Raw genomic sequence first — 21,278 nt, 5'->3', positions numbered from 1 at the left:
CGCGTCAGCCGCACCACACACGCTAGTCGCCACGCGCCGGCAGTGCTGCCTTGATTGCGCGCCAGCGCGCATACTGCGCGGCCTTTTCCGGCGCAGCGTCCTGGTAGTCCTGCAACCAGAAGCGGAACCAATCGAGGTTGCGCGCATATACGGCCAACTTGTGCTGCGGCTGGAACTTCTGGTGCGGCTCGTTCGCAAACACGTACAGCTCGGCGCGTTGCGCACGCAGCAGGGGAATCAGGTAATCCAGCGCGTACAGATACTCCTGCTCGGAATGCTGGAACAGGATCGGCGCACGAATCCGCTCCAGCTTGAACGCTGGCGACAACACCTTCCACCGCTCGGGTGTCTGCTCCGGTGCACCCAGGCCCCACATGTCGCGCAGCCCCTTGAGGAAGGGCTCGCCCTTCATGCTGCCGAACAGGTAGTACGACGGCGACACCACCGGATTGGCAACCGAAGCGGCGGCCAGCAGGTTCGACTCGGTGGCCGTCCACAGGGTCACCGCACCGCCGAAGCTCAGCCCGCCCATGCCCACCCGCGTGCGATCGATGCCGGCCTGCGACGACAACAACGCCACCGCGCTTTCCACCGCCGCCAGCCCTTCGCCGTGCCGTTCCACCGCATCCATGGTGTAGCCGGGCAGCTGATTGATGCACAGCGCTGCGATGCCGACCTGCGCCAACGCAGCCAGCGGCCACTCATCGCCCACGCCACCGCGCACGAAGCCGGGGCAGCTGTAGTAGGTGACGAACAACGGCAGCTTGCCCGCGCCGGTACCGTGTGCCGCGAAGAACTGCCCGCTGTATCGCCGCCCACGTGCATCGCTCCACTGCAACAGCCGTGCAGGCGTCGCATGCGCCATGTCCGCTGCAAGCTCCGCATTTGGATCGAACAGCACCTGCCGCGTGCCATCGTCCAGGCCGATACGTTCCAGACGCGGCGGGCGATCGGCTTCGGCTGTCACGCACACCAGCGCAACGGTCGAGGCACCGCAGCGTGCCGCCGGGTCACGCCCGCCATTGATCAAACCGCGCCCCTGCACCACCAACCGCACCTGCCCGGTGGCCGGATTCCAGCGCTGGATGGATTGCGCCAGGCCCAATGCAGGATCGGTGATGGTGAAGAGCACCTCCGCATTCCCCGGGCGCCACTGCACTGCACTGATTGCCTTGTCCACGCAGGCCGCCGCGGTGCAGCGCACGGCCTTGCGGGCGTGTGCACCGGGCAGGACTGACAGCGCCACCTGCGGACGGAATAGCTGGCCCTTGCCATCACCCACACGCGACAGCACCGCCACCGCACCACCGGGCGCAGGCACGGACTGCCACACGTCACCGTCGACACCGTGCGTACTGACGGGCGATTCCTCCGCGGGCACCGGCGCGTCCGCGAGTGGCCGCGTGGTTGCCGTGGCCAGGTCCAGCGCCAGCCAGTGCTCCGGCACATCGGCCGACAACCCGGTGCGATCGAACCACACCGTGCCGAAACGCTGCGTTGCCAGGCGTCCTTGCACATTGCCCGAGCGGAACAGGCCCTGCCCGAGCGGCACCGTCTCGTCGATCCGGATGCCTTGCGCATACTCGTCCTGTTCGGCCGCCATGACCTGTGCGCGTGTGGCACCGACGCGGTAACGCAGCACCCGCCCATCCGCGTCCAGCGAAAACTCCTGCACGTCGGCCGCATCGTGGGTTACCGCTTGCGCGCCGGAACCGTCAGCCGCCGCGCGCCACACCGCAATCACGTCATCGATCAACGCGCGGTAGTACAGCCAGCGCCCATCCGGCGACCACAGCACCTTTGCAGGCAGGGACCCGCCTGCCGAATCGCGTAACGGTACGCCGCCATCGGCAATGCGCCTGGGCGCAGCGTCCTGCAGGCCCTGCACGTACCAGATGCTGTCGTAGGTATTGCGCTGCACCGCTGCCTGCTCGGTGCGAAAGGCCACGCTGCGGCCATCCGGCGACAGCGTGGGGCTGCCGATATCCACCACCTCCAGCAATCGCTGGGGCGAAACGGTTTGCGCGTGTCCCACGCACGCACCTGCCGCCATCAGCACGCCTGCAAGCAGCAGGCGCCATGGTTTGTGACTCCTCACGCACACACTCCTCTCAGCAACGCTCAAGGACCATCGCCAGTACATCGGCTGCAGCAGGCGGCCGATGCATCACCAGTGCTTGGACACCGACACGCTCACGAAGCGACCAATCGCCGAATAGTTGGTGGAGTCGTACGGCGCCACGTACAACGGCGAGGTCACCCGATACAACGGCGGATCGCGATCGAAGGCGTTGTCCACCGACGCACCGAACTCCAGCCCCGCCCACGCATCGCGGCGTGCGCCGGTGGCATAGCGCAACGCCATATCGAATGTGGTGAACGATGCCGACTCCACCCCGTCGGCGCGGTTGCGCACCCCGCCGCGGTAGTTGCCGAACAGCGAGGCAGTGAGCCCGCCCTGCTTCCATACCGCGCCCACGCGGCTGCTCAGCTTGGGTGGGTTGAACAGCGTACCGGCCAGATCGAACGCCGGTTGCGCGGGCAACGTCTGCTGCGTGCTGTCCAGCCAGCTCGCCGAGCCGCGCAAGGTCAGCGTGCCGCGCGCCAACGCCACCTGGTAGCTACCGCTCAGGTCCAGACCCGCGATGTCCTGCTGCGCCACGTTGGCGTACTGCGTGTAGATGATTGCCGCCACCCGGCTCGGGTCGTAGGCGACGCCGGCAAAGTTGGAGAATCGGCTGGCGAGCGCGATCACATCGGCCTGCGCCTGCGGCGTCGGCGTGCGGTCCACGAAGGGCGCGTAGATCGGATTGCGCAACGCCTGGCTGGCATTGGCGATCGGCTGCAACACGCGGTTGCTGTAGTCCACCCCGAACCAGGTCAGCTCCGCCTCCAGGCCATCCAGCGCCTCGGGGTGCCAGGCAAGCGAGACCGAGCGGGTGATGGCGCGCTCCGGCTGCAGATCCTGGTTGCCGCCATCGGCCACCAGCACCGTCGTCCCGGCGGGAAAGCCCACCCCGCCGAACGCGCCCGGCTGGAACAGCCACGCCTCCTGCGCGTAGTTGCGCTCGAACAGCGTCGGCGCCTTGAACGACTTGCCCCACGATGCCTTGAGCGTCACGTCGCTACCAGGCGCATACAGCACACCGAACTTGGGCGTCGTCACCCCGCCGAAGCTGCTGTAGTCCTCCCCGCGCACCGCCGCTGTCAGCGTCAGTCGCTGCACACCGGGCACGCCCTGCGCCGGGCCCACCACCGGCAGGTTCAGCTCCGCATAGGCAAAGCGCGCGCTTTCGCTGCCGTCGATCGTCTCCACGCCACTGACGTGGTTGACGTTGCGGAACGTGTTGCTGCGATACCCCACCCCGGTGGCCAGGCGCGCATCGCCTGCCGGCAGCCCGAACAGCGGCCCTTCGGCGCCCAGCTCGTAACTGCGGCTGTCGTTGCAATAGCACAGGTCGGTCACGCTCACCGCACCGCTGGCCAGCGCCGTCTCCTGGCGGTATTGATCGTGCTTGCTGTTGCCGTCGGTGGCGCCCAATGTCAGCGTCCAGTCGTTGGGCAACCACACCACAAGGCTCGGTGACAGCAGCAGGCTGGTGGTGGTCGGAGTGACCCGGCTGTTGCGGCCACTGACAGCGTAAAAGTGCAGTTGGTCGCGTTCAGTGCGTAACGCATCCAGGCGCAATTCGGCGTTGTCGCCCAGCGCCTGGTAGGCACTCAGCAGCCCGCTGCGCAGGTCGCTGCCCGGATACAGCGTGGACGGGTCGGTGAGTTGAGTGGTGTAACTACGCTGACGGCTGTAGATGGGGTCTGCGGACACGTCCTGATAGGTCGCGATCACTCCACCACTACGCCAGGTGGTGCCGGCCGTAACGCTGTATTGCCGCGAGGTGAGCCCGCCTTGCGTGGCCCGCCCGAAGCGCGTGCCAACGCTTACCCCGTCGTAGTCGCGCTTGAGGATCACATTACCGACGCCACCCACCGCGTCCGACCCATAGATTGCCGACGCACCGTCGGCCACGATCTCCAGCCGCTCCACTGCCTCCACCGGGATCGCGCTGAGGTCCACCGCCTGGGTGAATCCGCCATAGGCAAGCCGGCGCCCATTGAGCAGGGTGAGCGTGGCATCGGCGCCCAGCCCGCGCAGGTTGAGGCTCGCGCCGCCGGTCATGTTCTGGTTCGCATTGCCGGCCCCGGCCAGATTGCCGCTCAGCACGCCCGGGTTCTGCCCGCCGGAGAAGTTCTGCGGCACGCTGCGGATCACCTCGCCCAGATCGCTGAAATCCTCTTCCTGGATACGCGCCGCGCTGATCGAAATCACCGGCGATGGAACTGCACCGCCCTTGATGCGCGTACCGGTGACTTCGATTGACTCCAACTCGGTCGCGGCTGTTTGCGCCGGCGCGGCCGCCGCAATCGCAGCCTCCGGCGAGCCGGGCCTGGGCGGCTCGTCTGCGTTCGGTGCCACGGCTGCCGGCGTTTTCTGCGCCGCTGCAGGAGGTTGCTTCGCCCCCTGCGCTGTCGCTGCCCGTGCCCCCACCGCACCTGCCGCCCCGCTCGCCACGGCTAGCAGGGCGATGGAAATGGCGTTGCGTAACGTGCGTGTCTTCATGCTGCGTCCTTTGGCTTGCCTGGGTTGGCCCGCCGACGGCGCACTCCGGGGCGACCCGGCGCGCATCGCCAGCTGAGCAAGATCGGTCCTGCACCCACTGCTAAAACGCGGGCACCGCAACGCGGCGAGCAGCGACCAGTATCACTAACTGTTTGATTTTCGAGCAATCATTGCGCACGCAAAATGGCTCCGGTACCCATCCGGGCCCGACACGTCATTGCTGTGTATGCAATTGCCCTTTCCCCACTACCTGCTACGCGTCCACTACGCCCGCATCGCCATCACCAATCCACGCCTGCCTTGGCTAAATGCACGGCGCATCACCGCGCTACGCATCCGCTTCCACCGCTGGGGTTTGCACGCGTTGCGCAGCCGTGCGTTCCTGCGCCGCAAGGTTGTGCAGCGACAGCAGCGAGACCACCGCCACTGCCAGTCTGCTACGTGCATGACCAAAACCGACACCGCTCCCCGATACTGCCCGTCGTGCTTGCATGTGCATCCTTCGCGTCCTGGGCGCGGCACCATCGCCATTGCGTCCCCCGACAACAAGTGATGTTGCGCAAGCGCAATGCCCTACCAGCAACGTGTGCAATATGCAGGCAGCGCTGCAACAGAGCGCACATTCAACGGTTTCTGCAACACGCAGTGCGGTTTGCTGAGTGCCGAGTGTTGAGTGCGCGCTACTGCATCGGCAGGTGATGCACCGCGTAGCCGATCGCGGCAACCAGCATCGCTGCCAGCAACAGCCAGAGCCAGCGACGACGCCGGGCAGAGGCCGGCGTCAGCAGTTCCAGATCGCGTGCAGTGGCGGCCTGCAACTCAGGATCATTCAGCACTGCCGACGCGTGTTCGTCCACGTCGAGCAACTGCTGGTAGGCCACACGGTGGCGCGGATCGGCAGCCAGCCACGCCTCACGCGCAGCGCGCTCGGCAGCAGTCTCGCTGCCGTGTCGAACGAGATAGGCGGCCGCCTGCGCGTGGATGCGCCCGGACTCTGCACGCATGGCTGGTGACTCCCGGCGGGCGGTCTCCCTGCGCCCTCGCGCACGATGCTACCAGCATCTTCCGGCGGCGCCAGCCAGCCGCCTTGCAGCCCGGTTACTGCGGCAATTCCCCCACGGCCGCACGACACGCCAGCAGCGCGCGGCTGATGTGCTTCTCCACCATCTTGGTGGAGATCCCCATCTTCGCGGCGATCTGCGGATAGGTGAGCCCGTCGAACCGGCTGAGCTTGAACGCAAGCCGGCACTTCGGCGGCAGCTCGAGCAAGGTGCGCTTGAGCAGCACATCGAGCGTCTGGCGCGCCTCGGCGATCTCGTCCACGCCGGCCTCGTCGGCCCTGATCGGCGCCACCTGATCCAGCGACACGTGCTGCGCCGCCAGCCGCCGCTGACGCGAGCGCCGCAGCTCGATCACCAGATTGTGCGCGATGCGATACATCAGCAGCCGGCGGTCGCCGATGTTGGGCGCATCGCGGTACACCATCATCCGCGAGAAGGTCTCCTGCGCCAGGTCTGCAGCGGTTTCGGCATCGCGCGTACGGCGGCGCAGGTACACCAACAGCTCAGGATGCAGTGCGGCCAGTGCCTGGTCGAACTCGGCACGCAGGCGCTCCCTGTCCCCGAGCGACAGCTGGCCGCGCGCCGCAGGCGGCCCGTCACGCGAGCTCATCGTGATCGCCGCGCCTTCGGCCAAGTGCCGCTGCCCACCAACTTCCCCACGCATCTTGCGACACGACGCACCAGCGCAACGCGCGCGCAAGGGCCGTGCAAGTGGATCTGAACATGAGCAGTGCAGCCAAAAGAGGGAGAGTGGGTGGTGGGCACCGCACCCCGAACCGCAGCCCCACCTCTTCCTCTATGACGGCAAGCGATGCTAACCCCCTACGTTTTGCGCGTTAGTCAGCCTGGGGCATGACCACCACGCGCTCGACACTAGATCGCTGCATGCGCAGCGGAGCGCGGCATCGCCCGGTTGCCACGCTTTTCCCGCGCACTCTATGCAAACAGCGAGGCGGCACGCTTTAGCAGTTGCAGATAACGGATACGCCGCTTGCTACGAAGCGTGCACTAGACCAATGCGTGTGCTCACCTCACGAATGCGCATGCGTCTCTGCAATGTCGACCACTACTCAGCTTCTATGTGCCGCCTTTTGAAACTCGACGGGCCCGTGAGCGCCCGGATACTTCTTCTTGATCAAGATGCGATCGGACGGCGTGACGCAGCTGTCCTCCAGTGAATTGACCACATACGCCTCATCCATCCTGCAGACAACCTGACTGCACCGGTTGAATCAAGTCTTGCTGATGGTGATGTAACTCACGTGCAGCTGGTCTTCGGTTAGACCAATGACAACTCGCGTCGTACCGACCTGCAGCAGCCTGTAAGCCCTGGAGCCGGGCGCATCTGGGTGAGGCGGATACGGGAGGGCATCTGCCCAGGCCGCATCATCGAAAAGAACGCGGGACGGCCAGACCTCTATCACCAGAGTTGTTCGTGATCGATCTTCTTGCGCACCCCGCAGCTCGATATTACGCACGGCGATGCCTGCCAACAGACCATTGCTACCGCCGCGTACAGCCACCCCATCTCGTGACTGGATGGGGCCGAGTCTTGTCGTCAGTAAAGAATCAAGCGCCGCAATATCCTTGAAGTCCGTGATGAGCAAGCGGTCTATGTCTCGCCTAAGTCGCCTCATTACATCAGGCGCTTCCGGCTGCGCTCTGCTTCCGGATGCTACAACAGCCTGCTGAAAGACCGGAGTGCCGGAAACAGGCGCCGCAAGAATCAGACAGACCGCCATCGACACTAACAGGCTCACCGCGCATCCCCTACCGCATGCGGCGCCGCTCGCCGGGTCAGTCACATGCGCCGAGAAAAAGATCATGTCCCCGTCCTCCGTTCTGGATGCACCCACAACCCTAGCCGCCCGAGAAGAGCATCGCAGAACATCGGATCTGTATCCTTCACACCATCCGGTGCTGCGGGGCGATCGATTGCTCGCGCTGCTGCTCCTGCTGCTGGGAGTGCTGCTGACGCTGCGTCTCGCCCAAAGCCTGGAGCTGCGCGAGAGACTGCTCAACCGGCTGTGCAATCGCGTCGTTGGTCTTCATGTGCGCCATCTTGTGAGCGGGGTCGTTCAACGCGCCTTCCACAACGAAGACGTTCTCACCCTGTCGCACGGACTTGGTGTTCTCGCTCAGCACAACGTGATCGATCCGCGCCAGCCCGCTTTCCTTGGCTAGATATGCGCTGCCTGCTGCAAGGCGGGCGCTGTTGTCGTCGTATTCCCTGCCGAGGCCTCGCTCAAGGCGACGAACGGCATCCTCGGCCTGGCGATGAAGTGGATCATGCGCCTGTGGATGCGCGGCTACTGCACTGACCTCGCCCGGGGGCAACTGATTACCGGGTAGATGCGCCTCTCCGATCACTTTCTGCCACCAGAGCTGATCGGGCTTAGGATTACTGCGCTCCCTGTTCAACTCACTGTTAGGCAAGGGGGCATGGATGCTCTTGATCTCGTCGACATTCCCTACCGGCTTGAGCGCGCCTTCAAAGTCCTTGTCGACCCCCTGTCTGGTCGTACGATGCAGTCCCGCATGGTTCAGCGCACCCCACGTGAAGTCGATGCAGCTGTTGGAAGCGCCACCGTACTCCATATTGAACCCATGTTTCGCAGGCGACTTGCCGAAGTCTTTTAGCTTCTCGTACTGCGACTGATCGATTTCCATCGTGCGCGAGTAATAAGGATCTTTATAGTTCCTGACGTCATCCTTGAATACCTTTCCCGGCCCGCTAGACTCGCCGTGTTCAGCGGGAGCAAACCCATAGCTATTAACTTCCTTGCCGTCGCTTACTGTGTAGTACATGTGGCCGGCCATGGAGTTGCCGCCGGTGATCAAGAGTGGGGTGCCCGCCGCAGCGACGTAGACGGTGACAGTGTAGCGTTTGTCGTGATCATCCATGTCTCGCCAACCTTATTTTGCTTTGTGAGTGTAAGCAATCAACAGCTGAGCGTTCTCATCTAGCAATGCCCGCCGGTTCTGATCAATACGCAATCGGAGACGATAGCGACCAGCCTGGAGGGAAGTACTGTAGGCAAACGCGAGCTCCTCGGAGACCGTGCCGGTCGGGGGTAGCCCAGCGCGTGCCATTGTCGCGACATCTGCATTTAGCGCGAACAACCCCTTTGCAATGCCGTCTGCGGCGATGGCAACAGGCAACTCTTGTTCTCTTCCGACACGCTGACTGCGCTGCAGCTCCACCGGAACCGCCCCGGCCTGCTCGATACGTTCCAGATGCACGACTGCAATGATATCGGCACGCACCAGACGGTCGGCGGCATCCGCTACCGTGCCCATGTCATTTCCCGTCAATAGAACGCCGATGAAAATTGGTGGGTTCGCGTCCTCCGGCTGGGCAGGTACGTCGAACTCAAGCACCATGTTTTCTCCGTCGTGCGAAAGCAAGCTTCGCGTCAATGGCACTGTGGTTTGCATATCTGACTGCTCCTTTGCAATGGAGGTATTTGCGGGGGGCGATTGCATGCTGCAGCCTATGATCAGACCGATGATCGATGCCGCAACGGCAAAGCGCATTCGACCGCTTGTAATAAGCACCGTATCTCTCCTGTGAGTGTGATGCTGGATCTGACGCTTAAGGCAAAAATGCACGTCCAGGCCCATGAGGCGATCTTATCGGATGTAGATCCATTTGATGCAGTTGTGGGCCACCAGCTGTTGCGGTTCCGCAGCCTCTCCCCGTGGGAAAACCTCTACACGCATCCCTGGGCGTGTAAAGAAGTCACTCATCCAGCGGCCATCCTCGACGATGTTGCGCTCGCGCGTGAATCCCATTCGTTCAAGCTGCTGGGTAAGTGATCGAAGTCGAGACCGCAGATCTCGGTCATCGGAGGTGATGCACCGGCCACATTGCGGTCAAAAGGGAATTCGAACCATCGCCCATCGAGTTTGGTTTCATCAACACCAAAGCCGTAACCCCACTCTTTGGTGAGCGGGCCAGAAGCACGGTATCGGCGTTTTTATCGTCTTTCACGAATTGAACCACCTGCCCCATCGCTGAATTCAGACGCTCGGGAGTGAAGTCGGAGATGGTCTGGCTGCCCTTGATCAAGGCAAGCAGTTGGCCAAGTAAATCCTCCGCAGTGAGCTTACCAGGCGGCACCGTGGCAGGGCTGGATAAACTCATGGCAGATGTCTCCGTGACGGTTGCCGGGGCTGAGGTGGCCGCCGTGTGGGCGCATGCGCCCAGAGCGAGGGTGGCCAGCAAGGCGTAGAGGGGGCGCGCGATCATGAAGCGTCCGTTGTGCGCTGGTGTGGCTGCGACGCTAGTGGCATCCGGCACCGAGGTCAATCGCAAGGGGTCTGGCAGCCGCACCATCATCACCGCACGCTGCGCGCCTTGGCCGGCACCTCAACCGGCGGCAACACCTCCATCAACAACTGCCCCGCGCTGGCGGTGATGCGCAGCTTGGTGCCGATAGCAAAGCCCAGTTGTTCCAGCCATAGGCCGCTGAGGCGGACGTGGGGTACGTGCTGGTCGCCGGCATGGTCGTGGGCGCCGGGGTAATGGGTGTAGCTGACAGTGCATTGGCGCGGGCGGCGGGCGCGGCGGGGTGCGCGTAGCGTGCCGGGGCCTTGCGGGGAGGCGTCCGGGTCGGGCGGCAGCATCGGTGGCAGCTTGGTGCGGTCGGGTTCCACAACGACCCACTGCACCCGCTTGGGCGGCGTGGGGCGCGCACGCGTGCGGGTGGGCCGTGCGCTGGCAGATACCGTGGGTGGGCGGCGGCGTGTCATGGCGCCTCCGGGTGGTGGCGGGTGATGGTTGCAGCGACGTACTGCTGCAATGGCGCAGCCCTGCGTGCCGACAGGCGGCGCGAGGTGTGCGGTAACACAACGAGCTGGCGACTCAGCGGATGCGCGGGATGCTCGCTCGCCTGCTCAACAGCTGCGCCTGCGACGATCCCGCGCAGCACCTCGCCCTCATCCCAGAGCACGCGGCGAGCGGAGGCTGGCAACAGATCAACCGGCACAGATGCCGGCATGGAAAGTGCGGTAGACATGGCAATGCCCTCCTGGAACAACCCAAGAACCGCCGCCGACGGCGACGGGATGTCGGGAGGTTCGAAACCGCAGACAGCCGGCGGGCGTATTTCCCCGAAGGGTGTTGTATTAGCCGCCCTCCCGACGCAGGCATCGCGTCGGCTTGTACCTGCAGGATGCAGGCACAAAAAACCCACCGGTTTGACGGAGGTGGGTACCGCTGTCTGAGGAGTTTCGACGCTCCTTAAGTTGGAGATTGCAACGCACGGATTGCGATGTCAACTGTGGCCATCTGTTCTTGAAAGGCAGATCCAAAAGGCGCGGAAACACAGCCCCTGTGCTCAGAAAGTTAAGATCACAGGCCCGCTACGAACCGGGCGCACTACGAAATAAATTTCGTGCCGTCCCATCATTTCCACCTGGCCGTGTAGGCCAGACACCTTTAATCTTGCCGTATCACTCAACGATGGCAGGTGTCATGGAAAGTAGCGGCGTAGCACCGGTCGTTCCCTTGACCTTCAGGGTATTAGAAGAACGCCTGCGCGCACTACCAGAGTTCCCGGCCGACACTGCCAGCCCAAGCCGCCTCGTGCGCGGCGCAGCCATCGTTATGGCATTGGGAATCGCCCTGACCCTTATTGCTTCGTTCTTAAGCTTTACCAATGTTCCTCCCCAGTTGCTAAAGAAGGCAGCAACGGCTGGCTTCTGGGTTGCATTGGTAGCGCTGATCGTCCTGTTTGTGCTTAGCATCTATGGAATTGTGATTGATCTACGTCGGTGGACAGTAGATCAAGCAATGCGCACTGATCATCAACTGGAGCAATTCATGCAGGAGGTGACTTGGCTGAAAGGGTATCCGGCGGCAACCCTGCAAGTCGTGCTAGATCACGCCCGCTACAGTCATATGCGCCGTGCGGGCCGCATTGCGCTATTGGCTGGAAGCATCGACAAGCTAGGACTTCTACCGGTCGCGGTGTCGCTCTTTCTGGTTCTGCGCGCAGGTGGCAATCCTTTAGCAATGTCCCCATTGACAGCAATGGTGGGTATTTTCCTGCTGTTCTTCTGGATGATCTGCTGGGTGGCCACATCTGCTAGGGGTAAGCTTCAGACCTATGAATATTTGCTCGAGATGGCATTGAAGAGCAAAGCGAAAGATGTGGCAGCAACCGACGCACAGACTGCGATGAAACGAGATCAAGTTAAACCGGACTCTGTTATGTCATAGCTCCACTACCTTATGGGAGCATACTTGCAACCGACATCCACATGGATGACCGTCCGTGTGATTGCGGTGAAGCTGTCAAATCATGCAAAACGATCCTCAAGCCAACCGTAGTCCTCTAGCACCACTGGTAGCTGCTAGCCTCTTTTTCATATCGGGGTGCTCTGCCATGCAGCAAGACTCACGGCTCGTGTTTAATACTCAACAGTCTTCCACTGAAGCAAGGCAGCAGCTTGAAGCGGATAATCCGATCGGCTCGCCTCTCACAGCCGCGCAAAAGAATCTTGAGAACCTCGGCTTCCAATGCAAGGTACTTAGCTCTTCGGGGGCAGGTTACAAGGCGTCAGTAGCTTGCAAGCTTCCCTCCATCATGAAAGAAGCGCAGCCCTCGGTGGCCGCGCCACCTGTACCGGTTACATGGATGGTCGGATTTCATTCTGCAGACGGAATCCACCTAAGCAAGCTTATAGTGCACCGAGCTCCGCAGGACATTGGGGAGTAGGCGCCAAGTTATTTTGGCGAATTTACAGATAGGTATTGATATGAATTTGAAAATCAGGCTTACTCTTGCTGCGGGATTATTTGCGATATCAACTTTGACTGCATGTACAGGAGGAAAGATACGCTCTGATTACAAGAAGAAAGATGTTCAGCCCGTCAAGATCGAAAAAGCAGAGGGCAATGCAATCCGAATTAGCTACCACATGCCTGCAGAAAGCCTCTTTTATTCTCCCGGTGTGGATTTCACAAACGACCACGGCGTATTGCGTATTGCCATTCGCAGATGCAGCATCAGTGATAAATGTGACACCATGGCGAAAGTTGAATTTTCCAAGACTGAGCCATCGTCACCTGAGGTCGCCTTACCGTATGCAGGCGAAAAGGTCGTACTGGTCTATGCAGATACCGAAGAAACGTTGACCTTCTAATTCAATCATAAGAACGATAAAAACCGTAATATGCCATTATTCGTGGCAGCAGCAGAGGCCCAGCCACGCTGTCTTTCATGCGACGCTCGAAGTAAGGACCTGCTGCTTCGCCAGCGTCAAGCTCACTTATCGGTCACGCAAGCCAAGTGCCGCCAACTGATAAGTAACCCTGACCCCAGCCATTCCCTCACAAACCGGCTCCCTTTCCCAGCCAAACCAACGGCGGTCAACCCATCTGCATCGGCGCCCGACTTTGATCAAGTGGGGGTTCCTGCTGTGCTGCCAACGCACGTTCTTGTTGGGTGTTAGAGATTTGCTCGACCTTTGCGAATGACTGCTCGACAGGTGTCTTTGCTGCTTCTTCGGCCTTTATCGATGCTCTGAGGTGAGCAGGGTTATCCAACTCGCCTTGCACTACAAATAGGCGCTGGCCTGCTCCATCACCGGGAGTGTTTCCGAGAACCACGTGGTCTACGCGGCTCAGTCCGCCCTCCTTCGCGGTTGCCAGCAAACTAACGGAAATCTTCTCGCTAGTGGCATCGTAGGCCCTGCCATGTTGCTGATCGATGCCTGCAACCTGTTCCCGAATCGTGTTGAGCATCTCACGATCCTTGTCTGGTAACTGCGCATCACTGATCACGCGCTGCAGGAGTGTCCGCTCCGGCATCGGGTTGTATTGCTCAGTGTTCAATTCGCTGTCGGGAACAGGGGCTTTGATACTACGGATGTACTCAACGTTGCTGAGCGGTTTCAGGCCACCCTCGAAGTCCTTATCCTGTATGAACTTCAGGTCGGTACGATGCAGACCGGCGTAATTGACAGCGCCCCATGTGTAATCGATGCAACTGTTCATTGCGCCGTGATACTGCGTATTGAAGCCGTGTTCGCCGGGCTTTGCACCAAACTCCATCAATTTTTCGTACTGATCCTTGCTTATCTCCATCGTGCGTTGATAGAAAGGCTTTTGGTATTGATCGGCGTCATCGTTGTAGACCTTTCCAGGTCCTGACATCACGCCGTGCTCGATGGGCGCAAACCCGAAGCTGGTTTGTTCCTTCCCGTGCGTGACTGTGTAATACATGTGCCCTGCCGCTGATGTTCCACCGTCAAGAAGCGGTGTCCCTGGCGCGGCAACGTAGAGAGTGACAGCGTATTTATCGTCCATGAGGTGTTCCTACTTTGATTTGTGCCGGTAAGCGACCAGCAACTCGGATTCGATCGATGCCAACTGCGGCGGCTGGCCAAGCAGCCTGATGCTCAGCTGATACCTGCCAGGCTGAATTCCTTGCGCCCATGCGAAGGCAAGCTGCGTGTAGCGACGCTCTGGATATTCCAGACCCGCAGATTGAAGGGACGAGCCATCCACCTCGTCCAGCCACACGCCTGGAACACGCCCGTCTGCACTCACAGCGATGGTCCGAGCGGGAGCGCCTGCCTGCGATTCAACGCGCACCAATGGGATGTTGACTGCGCCGCTTGGTTCAAGCCGTTTCAGAACAAGCTCAGCGTGCAGGCTGGATCTGCGGAGCGCTTGAGCAGCTTCAAGTGACTTCAGAGCATCCTCGTCACCGACGCGGATACCCAGGAACAGTGTGCCAGTTGCGCTCTTACCAGGAGGCTGCACGTTGAATTCGACCACCATCGGACTGGTCATCGCCGTCAACTGCAGCGGTCGTACGATGGGAACCTGCCCATCAGCCGCAACGCGCGTTGGCACGTCATGCGCCTGGGTTGTCTGTGCCTGGCAACTTGTCAGCACCAAGATGCCTAAGCAGGCCAGAACCCACAGCAGTAGTTGCCCATATCGTTGCATGTGTATTCCCTCACTTTAAGCAAGACTAGCAAGCCGCGCGTCTATGGCTCTGCTTATTTATACACCGCTGACAGCGGCCAGGTTAGTTCCTACGTAAATTTCAGGCTGCGGCCTTACCCTTTGGGATGGTGTCCTCGCTGTCAGAACCAATACCTTGCTGCGAGTCTTGCCAGGCGGCCAGACTTCCGCGTATCGACCTTCCCGGTATCCAGCAGCACATCGTGCAGCGTGGGAACAACCGCTTGCCGTGCTTTCTGGATGATGGCGACCGATTACGCTACTTGCACCTGCTGCATGAGGCCCTACAGGCCACGGGCTGCAAGCTGCATGCCTATGTATTGATGGACAACCATGTGCATTTGCTAATCACGCCACCTGCAGCGGGACGGATCGGGCAACTGATGCAACGGCTTGGGCGCCTGACCGACGATCCGGCTTCGTATCGTTGGTCCAGCTGCCCGGCCAGTCTAGGCCAGCGCGGGCATTCCGCGCTGACGCCACACCCCTGCTGGCTTGCACCTGTGAACGACCCGCTCGAGCGATCCAACGCCTACCGCGCCCGCTCGATGAAACCCTGTCCGACGAACTGCTCGCCAGCATCCGCCGTCACTTACAGCAGCAGCGAGCTCAGGGCGACGATGCCTTCCGCGCGATGGTCGAAGCCAAGATCCGCCGCTTTGCGGGCGTCAGGCCCGCTCATCGGCCGCGCAAGCAGAGCGCCATCGACTGATAAGTGAACCTGACCTCGTTACTCTGATGGAAACGAAAAATATAGCGCATAAAGCTCGAGCTACAGGGCCAAATAGCTGCTATCGACCCGTTACGCAGCTTATGTAGGAGAATTTCTCGAGCGTGCCATCGATCCTAACTATCCAGAAGCATCGGCCGCCGTAACCGTCTTCCAACACCTCAAAATGATCCACTCCAGCTCCGATCTTCTGCTCACTATCTATGTGCAGGCTAAGTAACGCTCGAAGATCCACCTCGTCATCGGTTAGGACTCTATCACCCACTCTATATCTACCCAGCATCCCCTTAAAGAATTGAAGGGCATCCTTCTGCAGGACGAAGACCCTACTACCTACCTGCACGGACTTTGCGGCCGTTAAAACCCCGTATGCTTTGCACTATCGATGATTGATTGGACTTCCCTTACTATGATTACAGGAATTTCAGATCCGATGATCAAATTAATGTTTTCACGCATCCAGTTAAGACAGTCGTCGTGGTTCATCTGGTCGTTGGCAATGACATCATTAATCGCCACCGCACTCATTCGGGATAACCCCAGCTCCATCAATGACAGCATAGTTCGCGTTGATACACCAAACTCTAGCGCCGTCCCTATGTCAATGTCATCACTCAATAAATCGGCGCGATTCGCCTCTGCGAGAAAGAACTTTAGAACATCTACGTATGCCGCGATGTACTTCGGCGCCTTGAATCTTGCAACCTGCTCGACAAGCTCCATGGTCTCTCTGATGATAAGAGGTACTTTGACCTCCTTCCCCTTGCGGTTCAGATAGTCAATTCGCTTCCTTATCATGTGACTGAGAGAGTATCCCCTAAGCCAGTCAAGGACTACGATCGAGTACACGGTCGTAGCAGAGGGAGGCTGAAACGCAGGGAATACGTGTTCGTTGATAGCACTCATAATCGCATTGAACCTTCCGTATGCCTTGTCGCTATCAGCTGGTTCAAGTAGCAACAGCTCTTCTCTTCCTAAGAAGCGCCTGAAGTACTGCAATAGCTTTTGGAGACCAAGGGCTGCTACGCCCGGATGTCGGGAGATAAGATCCGCAGGAAGCTCAATCGCAGGAACCACCGACGCCAGGCTACTGTTTAGTGCGAGGATATCGGCAGCCTTACGGCGCGACGCGAATGGGGCGCCGAGGATTGATCCACTCCTCATGTACACTTCCAGAAGATAGGATGAAACCTGCTCGAGATCCGAGTTATCGAGTATCTCTCTGACCACTGCATCTGGCCTTGCCCTTATGTACGCGTCAAGTTCGTTAACTCTATCCATTACCGCATCCGTTTCTCGCTCAATGGGATAGCGAGAGCGCTCTGGAACCCCAGAAGGCCAAGCGTCAGTATCATTTGGATCAATACAGACAATGTTTCCCTGAAATTCATTCCCCCAGCGACCGGCACGACCGGCCAGGTTCCAGAAGTCAGCCGCTCCCATAGGATGACCGCGCCCCTTGCGAGGCCCTCGCACGACGATCGTTCGACAGGATAGATTCACCCCTTCAACCAATGTGGACGTGCAGACCAAAAATCTTAGCTTTCCGGTGCGGAAGAGCTTCTCAATCTCCTGACGAAGAAGAGATGGCATGTTTCCATAGTGGAACGCCACCCCTCGCTCTACCACATTGGCAAGCTGATACTCCGGATGAACTCCCTTTCGTGCAAGATCTGCAAGATTGGCAAGCTCTGAATCGATTACTATTTCGTTTTCGATTTGCTGAAAGATGAGCATCGCGATCCTTTCAGCATCCGCAGCACCATTCGCGTACACCAGCGTCCCACCGCGCTGACCGACTGCGGCCGCAATGGACGCGATCTTCTTCGATAGGCTATTAGGCCTATTCTTGAGGAGGAGACTTCCAATCGGGAGCATACCGGACGGCGTTCTTAGATCAAGCGTCCACTCCAATGGCTTGCCGGCGCACGGTGAGCACAGGATTATGTTCTGAAGAACCGTTGGGAAGTCACTATCCACGGCGACCTTCTTCGCTATGGCCGGAGCATCTTCTAGCAGAATTCCGGGATTCTGGGTCGCGGGACTGATGAAGACAGCTCGCATGGATGGATTCCCTGAAGCCACGCGCTCAATCGCCGATTGAAGAATGACCCCTCTCCCGCCATCTCCGATCTTATGTGCCTCGTCTACCACGAGGAGATCAATCCGCAGATCATCTCCGACTGTATTTGCTAAAAGGTGAAGCCGCTCCTGCGTAAAAATAAGAATGACCTTCTTCGCCTGCTTCAGAGGGGCGAGGTAGCTATCTTTGAGCGGCAACGATGCCACGTGAATTCTATCCGCAACCTCCATCTCGCTGATGAGTTCAATTATTGAAGACTCGACCTCTGAGACCAGCGCCCGCGTCGGTGCGATATACACAGCAACAGTCGAATCGCTTGTCAACATCCGATCAATCAGCCATTTGCGCACCAAAAACGTCTTTCCGGATGCGGTAGGCGCGGAAGCGGATAACCACGACGTCTCCTCTGACGACGCCCCGCTCCAGAAGTCGCGCTGAAAGTCATTAACTGGCAACCACTTCCCCGTGAACCTTTCGAGGATGGTTGTCTCCATCTGTCTGCGAAATGCTTCGAGCCGACTTGTAATTCCTAGACGGCCATCCAATCTTGGGCTGATGAGCGCACGCTCTTCAGCGAGGGTGACTGCACGATGATTTGATAGTTTCTCAAGCAAGATCGCACCCGCGTCCCGCCACGTTTTTCGTTCTGGGAGCAATACTGCCGCCGTCGCGATTTTCAACGCTGTCTCTTCGTGGCTCCGAATCCGTGACCGAGCGAGTATGCTCCCGGCCAAGAGCAAACGCTGCCAGTCGATAGGCTGGCAATCAGCCGAAGGGGCCTTATTGGGGGAGAGTTCAAATTCCATCTCGACCATCCTCCGAGAGATGAGAGCAATTTCATCCCGGACACCATCCTCCACCAGCCAATCCTGCAGTTCCGTTGCACTCATTTTGAGATCCCCAGCGCGCGCAAGAATTCCCGCCTGAATGTGCTCACCTTGGGCACCGGTACACACAGCAGCTCTATCTCAAAATTCTCTATTTTTCTTTTTTCGATATGTTTCTTGGCCTGGATCAGCCAATCCTGGATGTCTACTTTTACTTGCGTAGCCAGCTTTTCCGCGATAGCGCTGCCATTCGCTTCCGGGTACATTGCCGAGTCGAACCCGACAAGTCCTATTCCGCAATAACGCACTCGATTGGACATAGCTGAGTTTTTGTCGAAGTAGCGTTTGAAGGCGGAAGTTAGCTCAGGATTACTAAGATCTGCTTTGTCGCTGAGAAGCACAAGATCTCTCTCTCGCTCCGCCTCTTCGCTCTCCTCTTGTGAAAGAAATGGGGCGAGAGAGCGGAGGCATGCGGAAATTGCTGAACTAGGTGTGGCATAGACCTTGGACTCTCCCCAGTAGAGCTTGAGAACACCCTCATCCGTAACCCCTGCATACACACCGTCCGCACCGTGGTAGTGCATCTTCGAATCGGTCTTTAGATCCATCTTGCACAGCACTTGCGGAAGTTTAAGGTAATGCTGGGCGAGGACATAAAGGAGCATCTCCCCACCCTCGCCGCTATTCCTCAAGTCGGTAAATAGACTGCGAGCTTCAAAAAGAAGAGAGTTCATCGCCGCAGAACTTTTGAATTCAGCGTCCCGCTTTCGCGCTGCCTCGATCTTGGTCCGCGGAATTGCGTAGTCCGTTAGTACAAGACGAAGGTACTCAACAAGTCGCGACACCTTGACCCGCCCGTTTGCATCAACCGAGAGGCAATGGCAGCTCAAGCGCATCTCAGATCCTGCGATTGGTATCGACTTCTCTACTAGGGTCAGGTGCACATCCAGCTGGTTCGCATCCCCAGATAGGATTGCCTCAAGGTCGCTTGACTTTAGTTCCGTCACTGGAAATCCCGTAAATCCGTTAAGCACAGCCTAGCGCTATAAGACGCACGTGAAAAGACCAGTCCCGCGGCCCTATTCCGTCAATTCTTTGACGTTACAGTTCGGAGGATCATGCAGTGGCTATGAACCGACTCTTCTCCAAGCATGTGGGTGGGCGGGAATGGCGGTTTCAACAGCGAATCTTTATCACTGTATTACCTGCGACTGGCGCCTCACTGGAATCAGAGACATCCGCTAGTGGCGCCACTTCCCGCTCCCCGCTCACACAGCGGAACGCCAGCAGCCAGACCTGTCGCCGTCGCTTGCAGCTACCCACGAAGGTGGTTGTCTAGCAACCACTCGCCCCGCTCCTTGTCCTTTCCAGAATGACGGAATCTATTCATGCCCGCGCCAAGCAGCCATCCAACTTTCCTCGCCCCCCTCGTGGCAATTAGGCTAAATGGCAAAGCAAGCACTTGGATTCCTTACCACTTTCAACCGAGCCTCTGCCTCATGAATCGGTTAACGCGCCCAGTCTTAGGCGTGACTGACACCCCTCCCGTTTCCATGTACTGCATTTTTCGATCAGCCTCTCGCCAAGACTCGGTACCATGATCGCCCAATCGACGCTTCGTCGGTTCGTCCATGAACAGGTGATTCGCAGAAAGGTAGGTAGTAGCAGAAGTCGAGATTGCTGTAATTCTGTGGAATACAGCTGAGTCCGGCACTACCGAAAGGAACGCAGAGCCTTGCGAAATTGAATTGTCTGTATCGGCGCTTATTGAAGAGGCGATTAGGCAGTATTCAGGAAAAACGGCGATATTCACCCCCTTGCGCCCGGTCTGGACGGAGGGAAACGCGATACCTTGAGCTGTCTCTCCAATCTTCATTCGCAAGTACTCGAACACGACTTGGGTGGATAGGTATGTAAGCTCATCACCCGTTCGCTTTGGCCGGGACATTTTACTCACTAAGGAGCGAATGAAGCTCCTGCGATGTACTTGATCCAGATAACCCTCCTGTAACATGCTCAGATCAGCAGCCTGACCGTCTGCCAACCTCGAGATATCCAGGAAGATCATTGAATTGATCGGACTAAGAGCCACAGAAACTACGTTATCCCCCGTAATTGATCTAATTTCACTCAAGCAAGTATCCCGATCGAGGGCGCAATACAGCGCTGAAATTCCGCTAGGAGTCATCCTCTGATTTCCGGCTAGCCAAGGCGGGGTTGGACCGAACTCAGCACCTGGATTTTCTGCAAGCTTCTGTGCACTTTCCAATCCGTCAACTTTTCTTGCGCGGTACAATGCGACGCCCGGCTGAAGAACTAGCAAGCGAGAAGTGGCAATACTGCCTTTTACATCAACCAGGTCGGCAAATATTTTATCCAGAAACGCCGACGCGCCAGAATTGAAGAAGCGATGGACGTGAGTTATTCCACGAACGAAGGCGACCCACTTGTCGTCATAGGGGTTCCGCTCGAGATTTCCCTCGTCCATGAAAAAATGACGCTGGTTACCATACTCATCTTGGCGCAAGTCATCCGGAAGATTCTCGATAGCATCATCGATATAAGGATCTTCACCGAGCCCCAGCCACTCTGATAGGACGACATCAATTGTGGCTATCTGTATATCGTCCGAACCGCACTCATAGATCATCGCCTGCTCATAGTCCGACAACTTATCAATGAACACTATGTTTTCGCGAATGCGATCCCACAAATAGTCGTAAAGTGCTCGTGTGGTTATGCAAAGGTTCTGACCGTGACAGAAGAAGCACTGCCCCGCAGTTCCTTCAGCTGCGAGCAAGTCCTTAAGAGCATTGGGAGACATGCAGTCAATACAAACTAGCTTAGTCATACTTTTGCGCACCTATATTCTTTTCACATGGGCAAAGATAGAACTGTTCATCAATCCAGCAGTCCCGGCCCTTAGCCATGGCTGTCTGCACGAAGGAAGCCGCGTGTCCACTAGGCGATGCTAGTCTT

The 21,278-nt window shown here is 58.8% G+C and carries 18 protein-coding genes and 2 pseudogenes; 4 read left to right on the top strand and 16 right to left on the bottom strand.

Going from position 1 to position 21,278, the window contains the following annotated elements; translation table 11 throughout:
• Nucleotides 1-22 precede the first annotated feature (22 nt).
• From ABQY74_RS03365 to ABQY74_RS03320, 10 genes and pseudogenes are all read right to left on the bottom strand, one after another.
• Nucleotides 23-2,098 carry an Atxe2 family lasso peptide isopeptidase gene (locus tag ABQY74_RS03365; RefSeq protein ID WP_349793389.1) on the bottom strand — a complete coding sequence of 692 codons (2,076 nt, stop codon included), beginning with the start codon at nt 2,096-2,098 and terminating at the stop codon, nt 23-25.
• Between the two features lie 69 nt (nt 2,099-2,167).
• On the bottom strand, nt 2,168-4,615 hold the full coding sequence (locus ABQY74_RS03360; protein WP_349793387.1) for a TonB-dependent receptor: 2,448 nt from the start codon (nt 4,613-4,615) through the stop codon (nt 2,168-2,170).
• Nucleotides 4,616-5,295: 680 nt separating this feature from the next.
• A complete protein-coding gene (locus ABQY74_RS03355) occupies nt 5,296-5,619 on the bottom strand; it encodes a DUF4880 domain-containing protein (protein ID WP_104601114.1) in 324 nt (107 codons plus the stop codon).
• 94 nt (nt 5,620-5,713) lie between these two features.
• A complete protein-coding gene (locus tag ABQY74_RS03350) occupies nt 5,714-6,286 on the bottom strand; it encodes an RNA polymerase sigma factor (RefSeq protein WP_225880023.1) in 573 nt (190 codons plus the stop codon).
• Nucleotides 6,287-6,908: 622 nt separating this feature from the next.
• Nucleotides 6,909-7,502 (bottom strand): hypothetical protein, encoded by a 594-nt coding sequence (locus ABQY74_RS03345; RefSeq protein WP_146010630.1) that lies wholly within the window; start codon nt 7,500-7,502, stop codon nt 6,909-6,911.
• Between the two features lie 79 nt (nt 7,503-7,581).
• Nucleotides 7,582-8,484, bottom strand: a complete 903-nt coding sequence (locus ABQY74_RS03340; protein WP_349793487.1) for an XVIPCD domain-containing protein — start codon at nt 8,482-8,484, stop codon at nt 7,582-7,584.
• A gap of 108 nt (nt 8,485-8,592) precedes the next feature.
• Nucleotides 8,593-9,234 (bottom strand): hypothetical protein, encoded by a 642-nt coding sequence (locus ABQY74_RS03335; protein WP_257998296.1) that lies wholly within the window; start codon nt 9,232-9,234, stop codon nt 8,593-8,595.
• Between the two features lie 75 nt (nt 9,235-9,309).
• A pseudogene (locus ABQY74_RS03330) lies at nt 9,310-9,928 on the bottom strand (hypothetical protein).
• Between the two features lie 89 nt (nt 9,929-10,017).
• Nucleotides 10,018-10,431: a SymE family type I addiction module toxin gene (locus tag ABQY74_RS03325; protein ID WP_349793384.1), complete on the bottom strand. Its 414-nt coding sequence runs from the start codon at nt 10,429-10,431 to the stop codon at nt 10,018-10,020.
• Entirely contained in the window at nt 10,428-10,697 is a 270-nt protein-coding gene (locus ABQY74_RS03320) for a hypothetical protein (RefSeq protein ID WP_104593049.1), read from the bottom strand. Before ABQY74_RS03320 ends, ABQY74_RS03325 begins: the two co-directional genes overlap by 4 nt.
• 458 nt (nt 10,698-11,155) lie before the next feature.
• On the opposite strand from ABQY74_RS03320, the gene ABQY74_RS03315 reads away from it, so the two are divergent.
• Both ABQY74_RS03315 and ABQY74_RS03310 read left to right on the top strand, forming a co-directional pair.
• Nucleotides 11,156-11,902: a hypothetical protein gene (locus ABQY74_RS03315; protein ID WP_349793382.1), complete on the top strand. Its 747-nt coding sequence runs from the start codon at nt 11,156-11,158 to the stop codon at nt 11,900-11,902.
• A 539-nt stretch (nt 11,903-12,441) separates the two neighbouring features.
• Nucleotides 12,442-12,828, top strand: coding sequence for a hypothetical protein (locus tag ABQY74_RS03310; RefSeq protein ID WP_230608471.1), 387 nt, complete (start codon nt 12,442-12,444; stop codon nt 12,826-12,828).
• Nucleotides 12,829-13,054: 226 nt separating this feature from the next.
• Here ABQY74_RS03310 and ABQY74_RS03305 read toward each other — a convergent pair whose 3' ends face one another.
• Together ABQY74_RS03305 and ABQY74_RS03300 are read right to left on the bottom strand one after the other, a co-directional pair.
• Entirely contained in the window at nt 13,055-13,993 is a 939-nt protein-coding gene (locus ABQY74_RS03305) for an XVIPCD domain-containing protein (RefSeq protein ID WP_349793380.1), read from the bottom strand.
• A gap of 9 nt (nt 13,994-14,002) precedes the next feature.
• Nucleotides 14,003-14,641 carry a hypothetical protein gene (locus tag ABQY74_RS03300; RefSeq protein ID WP_349793378.1) on the bottom strand — a complete coding sequence of 213 codons (639 nt, stop codon included), beginning with the start codon at nt 14,639-14,641 and terminating at the stop codon, nt 14,003-14,005.
• 125 nt (nt 14,642-14,766) lie between these two features.
• Here ABQY74_RS03300 and ABQY74_RS03295 point away from each other — a divergent pair.
• Nucleotides 14,767-14,994: pseudogene (locus ABQY74_RS03295) on the top strand (transposase); the annotation flags it as partial.
• A 92-nt stretch (nt 14,995-15,086) separates the two neighbouring features.
• The gene (locus ABQY74_RS03290; protein WP_372470110.1) at nt 15,087-15,371 is read left to right on the top strand and encodes a hypothetical protein; all 285 of its coding nucleotides are present in this window, start codon (nt 15,087-15,089) and stop codon (nt 15,369-15,371) included.
• A 79-nt stretch (nt 15,372-15,450) separates the two neighbouring features.
• On the opposite strand, the gene ABQY74_RS03285 is transcribed toward ABQY74_RS03290, so the two are convergent.
• The 4 genes from ABQY74_RS03285 to ABQY74_RS03270 all read right to left on the bottom strand — a co-directional run bounded on the left by ABQY74_RS03285 (nt 15,451) and on the right by ABQY74_RS03270 (nt 21,150).
• On the bottom strand, nt 15,451-15,672 hold the full coding sequence (locus ABQY74_RS03285) for a DCL family protein (RefSeq protein WP_372470086.1): 222 nt from the start codon (nt 15,670-15,672) through the stop codon (nt 15,451-15,453).
• Nucleotides 15,673-15,746: 74 nt separating this feature from the next.
• A complete protein-coding gene (locus tag ABQY74_RS03280; protein ID WP_349793374.1) occupies nt 15,747-18,362 on the bottom strand; it encodes a DEAD/DEAH box helicase in 2,616 nt (871 codons plus the stop codon).
• A complete protein-coding gene (locus ABQY74_RS03275; protein WP_349793486.1) occupies nt 18,359-19,195 on the bottom strand; it encodes a DUF1837 domain-containing protein in 837 nt (278 codons plus the stop codon). Before ABQY74_RS03275 ends, ABQY74_RS03280 begins: the two co-directional genes overlap by 4 nt.
• Before the next feature lie 584 nt (nt 19,196-19,779).
• Nucleotides 19,780-21,150 (bottom strand): RES family NAD+ phosphorylase, encoded by a 1,371-nt coding sequence (locus tag ABQY74_RS03270; protein WP_349793372.1) that lies wholly within the window; start codon nt 21,148-21,150, stop codon nt 19,780-19,782.
• Nucleotides 21,151-21,278: the final 128 nt, after the last annotated feature.

Origin of the sequence: Xanthomonas sp. WHRI 7064, from assembly GCF_040202355.2 — a bacterium.
In the GTDB taxonomy this organism is placed as follows: Bacteria; Pseudomonadota; Gammaproteobacteria; order Xanthomonadales; family Xanthomonadaceae; genus Xanthomonas; species Xanthomonas arboricola.
This window is presented reverse-complemented; position numbering and strand designations above follow the sequence as displayed.

Bases quoted from the DNA above. Each gene is read 5' to 3' on its own strand.
- ABQY74_RS03275 (WP_349793486.1), bottom strand. From the start codon at position 19,195: ATGCGCTTGAGCTGCCATTGCCTCTCGGTTGATGCAAACGGGCGGGTC.
- ABQY74_RS03320 (WP_104593049.1), bottom strand. From the start codon at position 10,697: ATGTCTACCGCACTTTCCATGCCGGCATCTGTGCCGGTTGATCTGTTG.
- ABQY74_RS03340 (WP_349793487.1), bottom strand. From the start codon at position 8,484: ATGTACTACACAGTAAGCGACGGCAAGGAAGTTAATAGCTATGGGTTT.
- ABQY74_RS03345 (WP_146010630.1), bottom strand. From the start codon at position 7,502: ATGATCTTTTTCTCGGCGCATGTGACTGACCCGGCGAGCGGCGCCGCA.
- ABQY74_RS03305 (WP_349793380.1), bottom strand. From the start codon at position 13,993: ATGGACGATAAATACGCTGTCACTCTCTACGTTGCCGCGCCAGGGACA.
- ABQY74_RS03270 (WP_349793372.1), bottom strand. From the start codon at position 21,150: ATGACTAAGCTAGTTTGTATTGACTGCATGTCTCCCAATGCTCTTAAG.
- ABQY74_RS03300 (WP_349793378.1), bottom strand. From the start codon at position 14,641: ATGCAACGATATGGGCAACTACTGCTGTGGGTTCTGGCCTGCTTAGGC.
- ABQY74_RS03325 (WP_349793384.1), bottom strand. From the start codon at position 10,431: ATGACACGCCGCCGCCCACCCACGGTATCTGCCAGCGCACGGCCCACC.
- ABQY74_RS03310 (WP_230608471.1), top strand. From the start codon at position 12,442: ATGAATTTGAAAATCAGGCTTACTCTTGCTGCGGGATTATTTGCGATA.
- ABQY74_RS03285 (WP_372470086.1), bottom strand. From the start codon at position 15,672: ATGCTGGGTAGATATAGAGTGGGTGATAGAGTCCTAACCGATGACGAG.
- ABQY74_RS03360 (WP_349793387.1), bottom strand. From the start codon at position 4,615: ATGAAGACACGCACGTTACGCAACGCCATTTCCATCGCCCTGCTAGCC.
- ABQY74_RS03280 (WP_349793374.1), bottom strand. From the start codon at position 18,362: ATGAGTGCAACGGAACTGCAGGATTGGCTGGTGGAGGATGGTGTCCGG.
- ABQY74_RS03355 (WP_104601114.1), bottom strand. From the start codon at position 5,619: ATGCGTGCAGAGTCCGGGCGCATCCACGCGCAGGCGGCCGCCTATCTC.
- ABQY74_RS03315 (WP_349793382.1), top strand. From the start codon at position 11,156: ATGGAAAGTAGCGGCGTAGCACCGGTCGTTCCCTTGACCTTCAGGGTA.
- ABQY74_RS03350 (WP_225880023.1), bottom strand. From the start codon at position 6,286: ATGAGCTCGCGTGACGGGCCGCCTGCGGCGCGCGGCCAGCTGTCGCTC.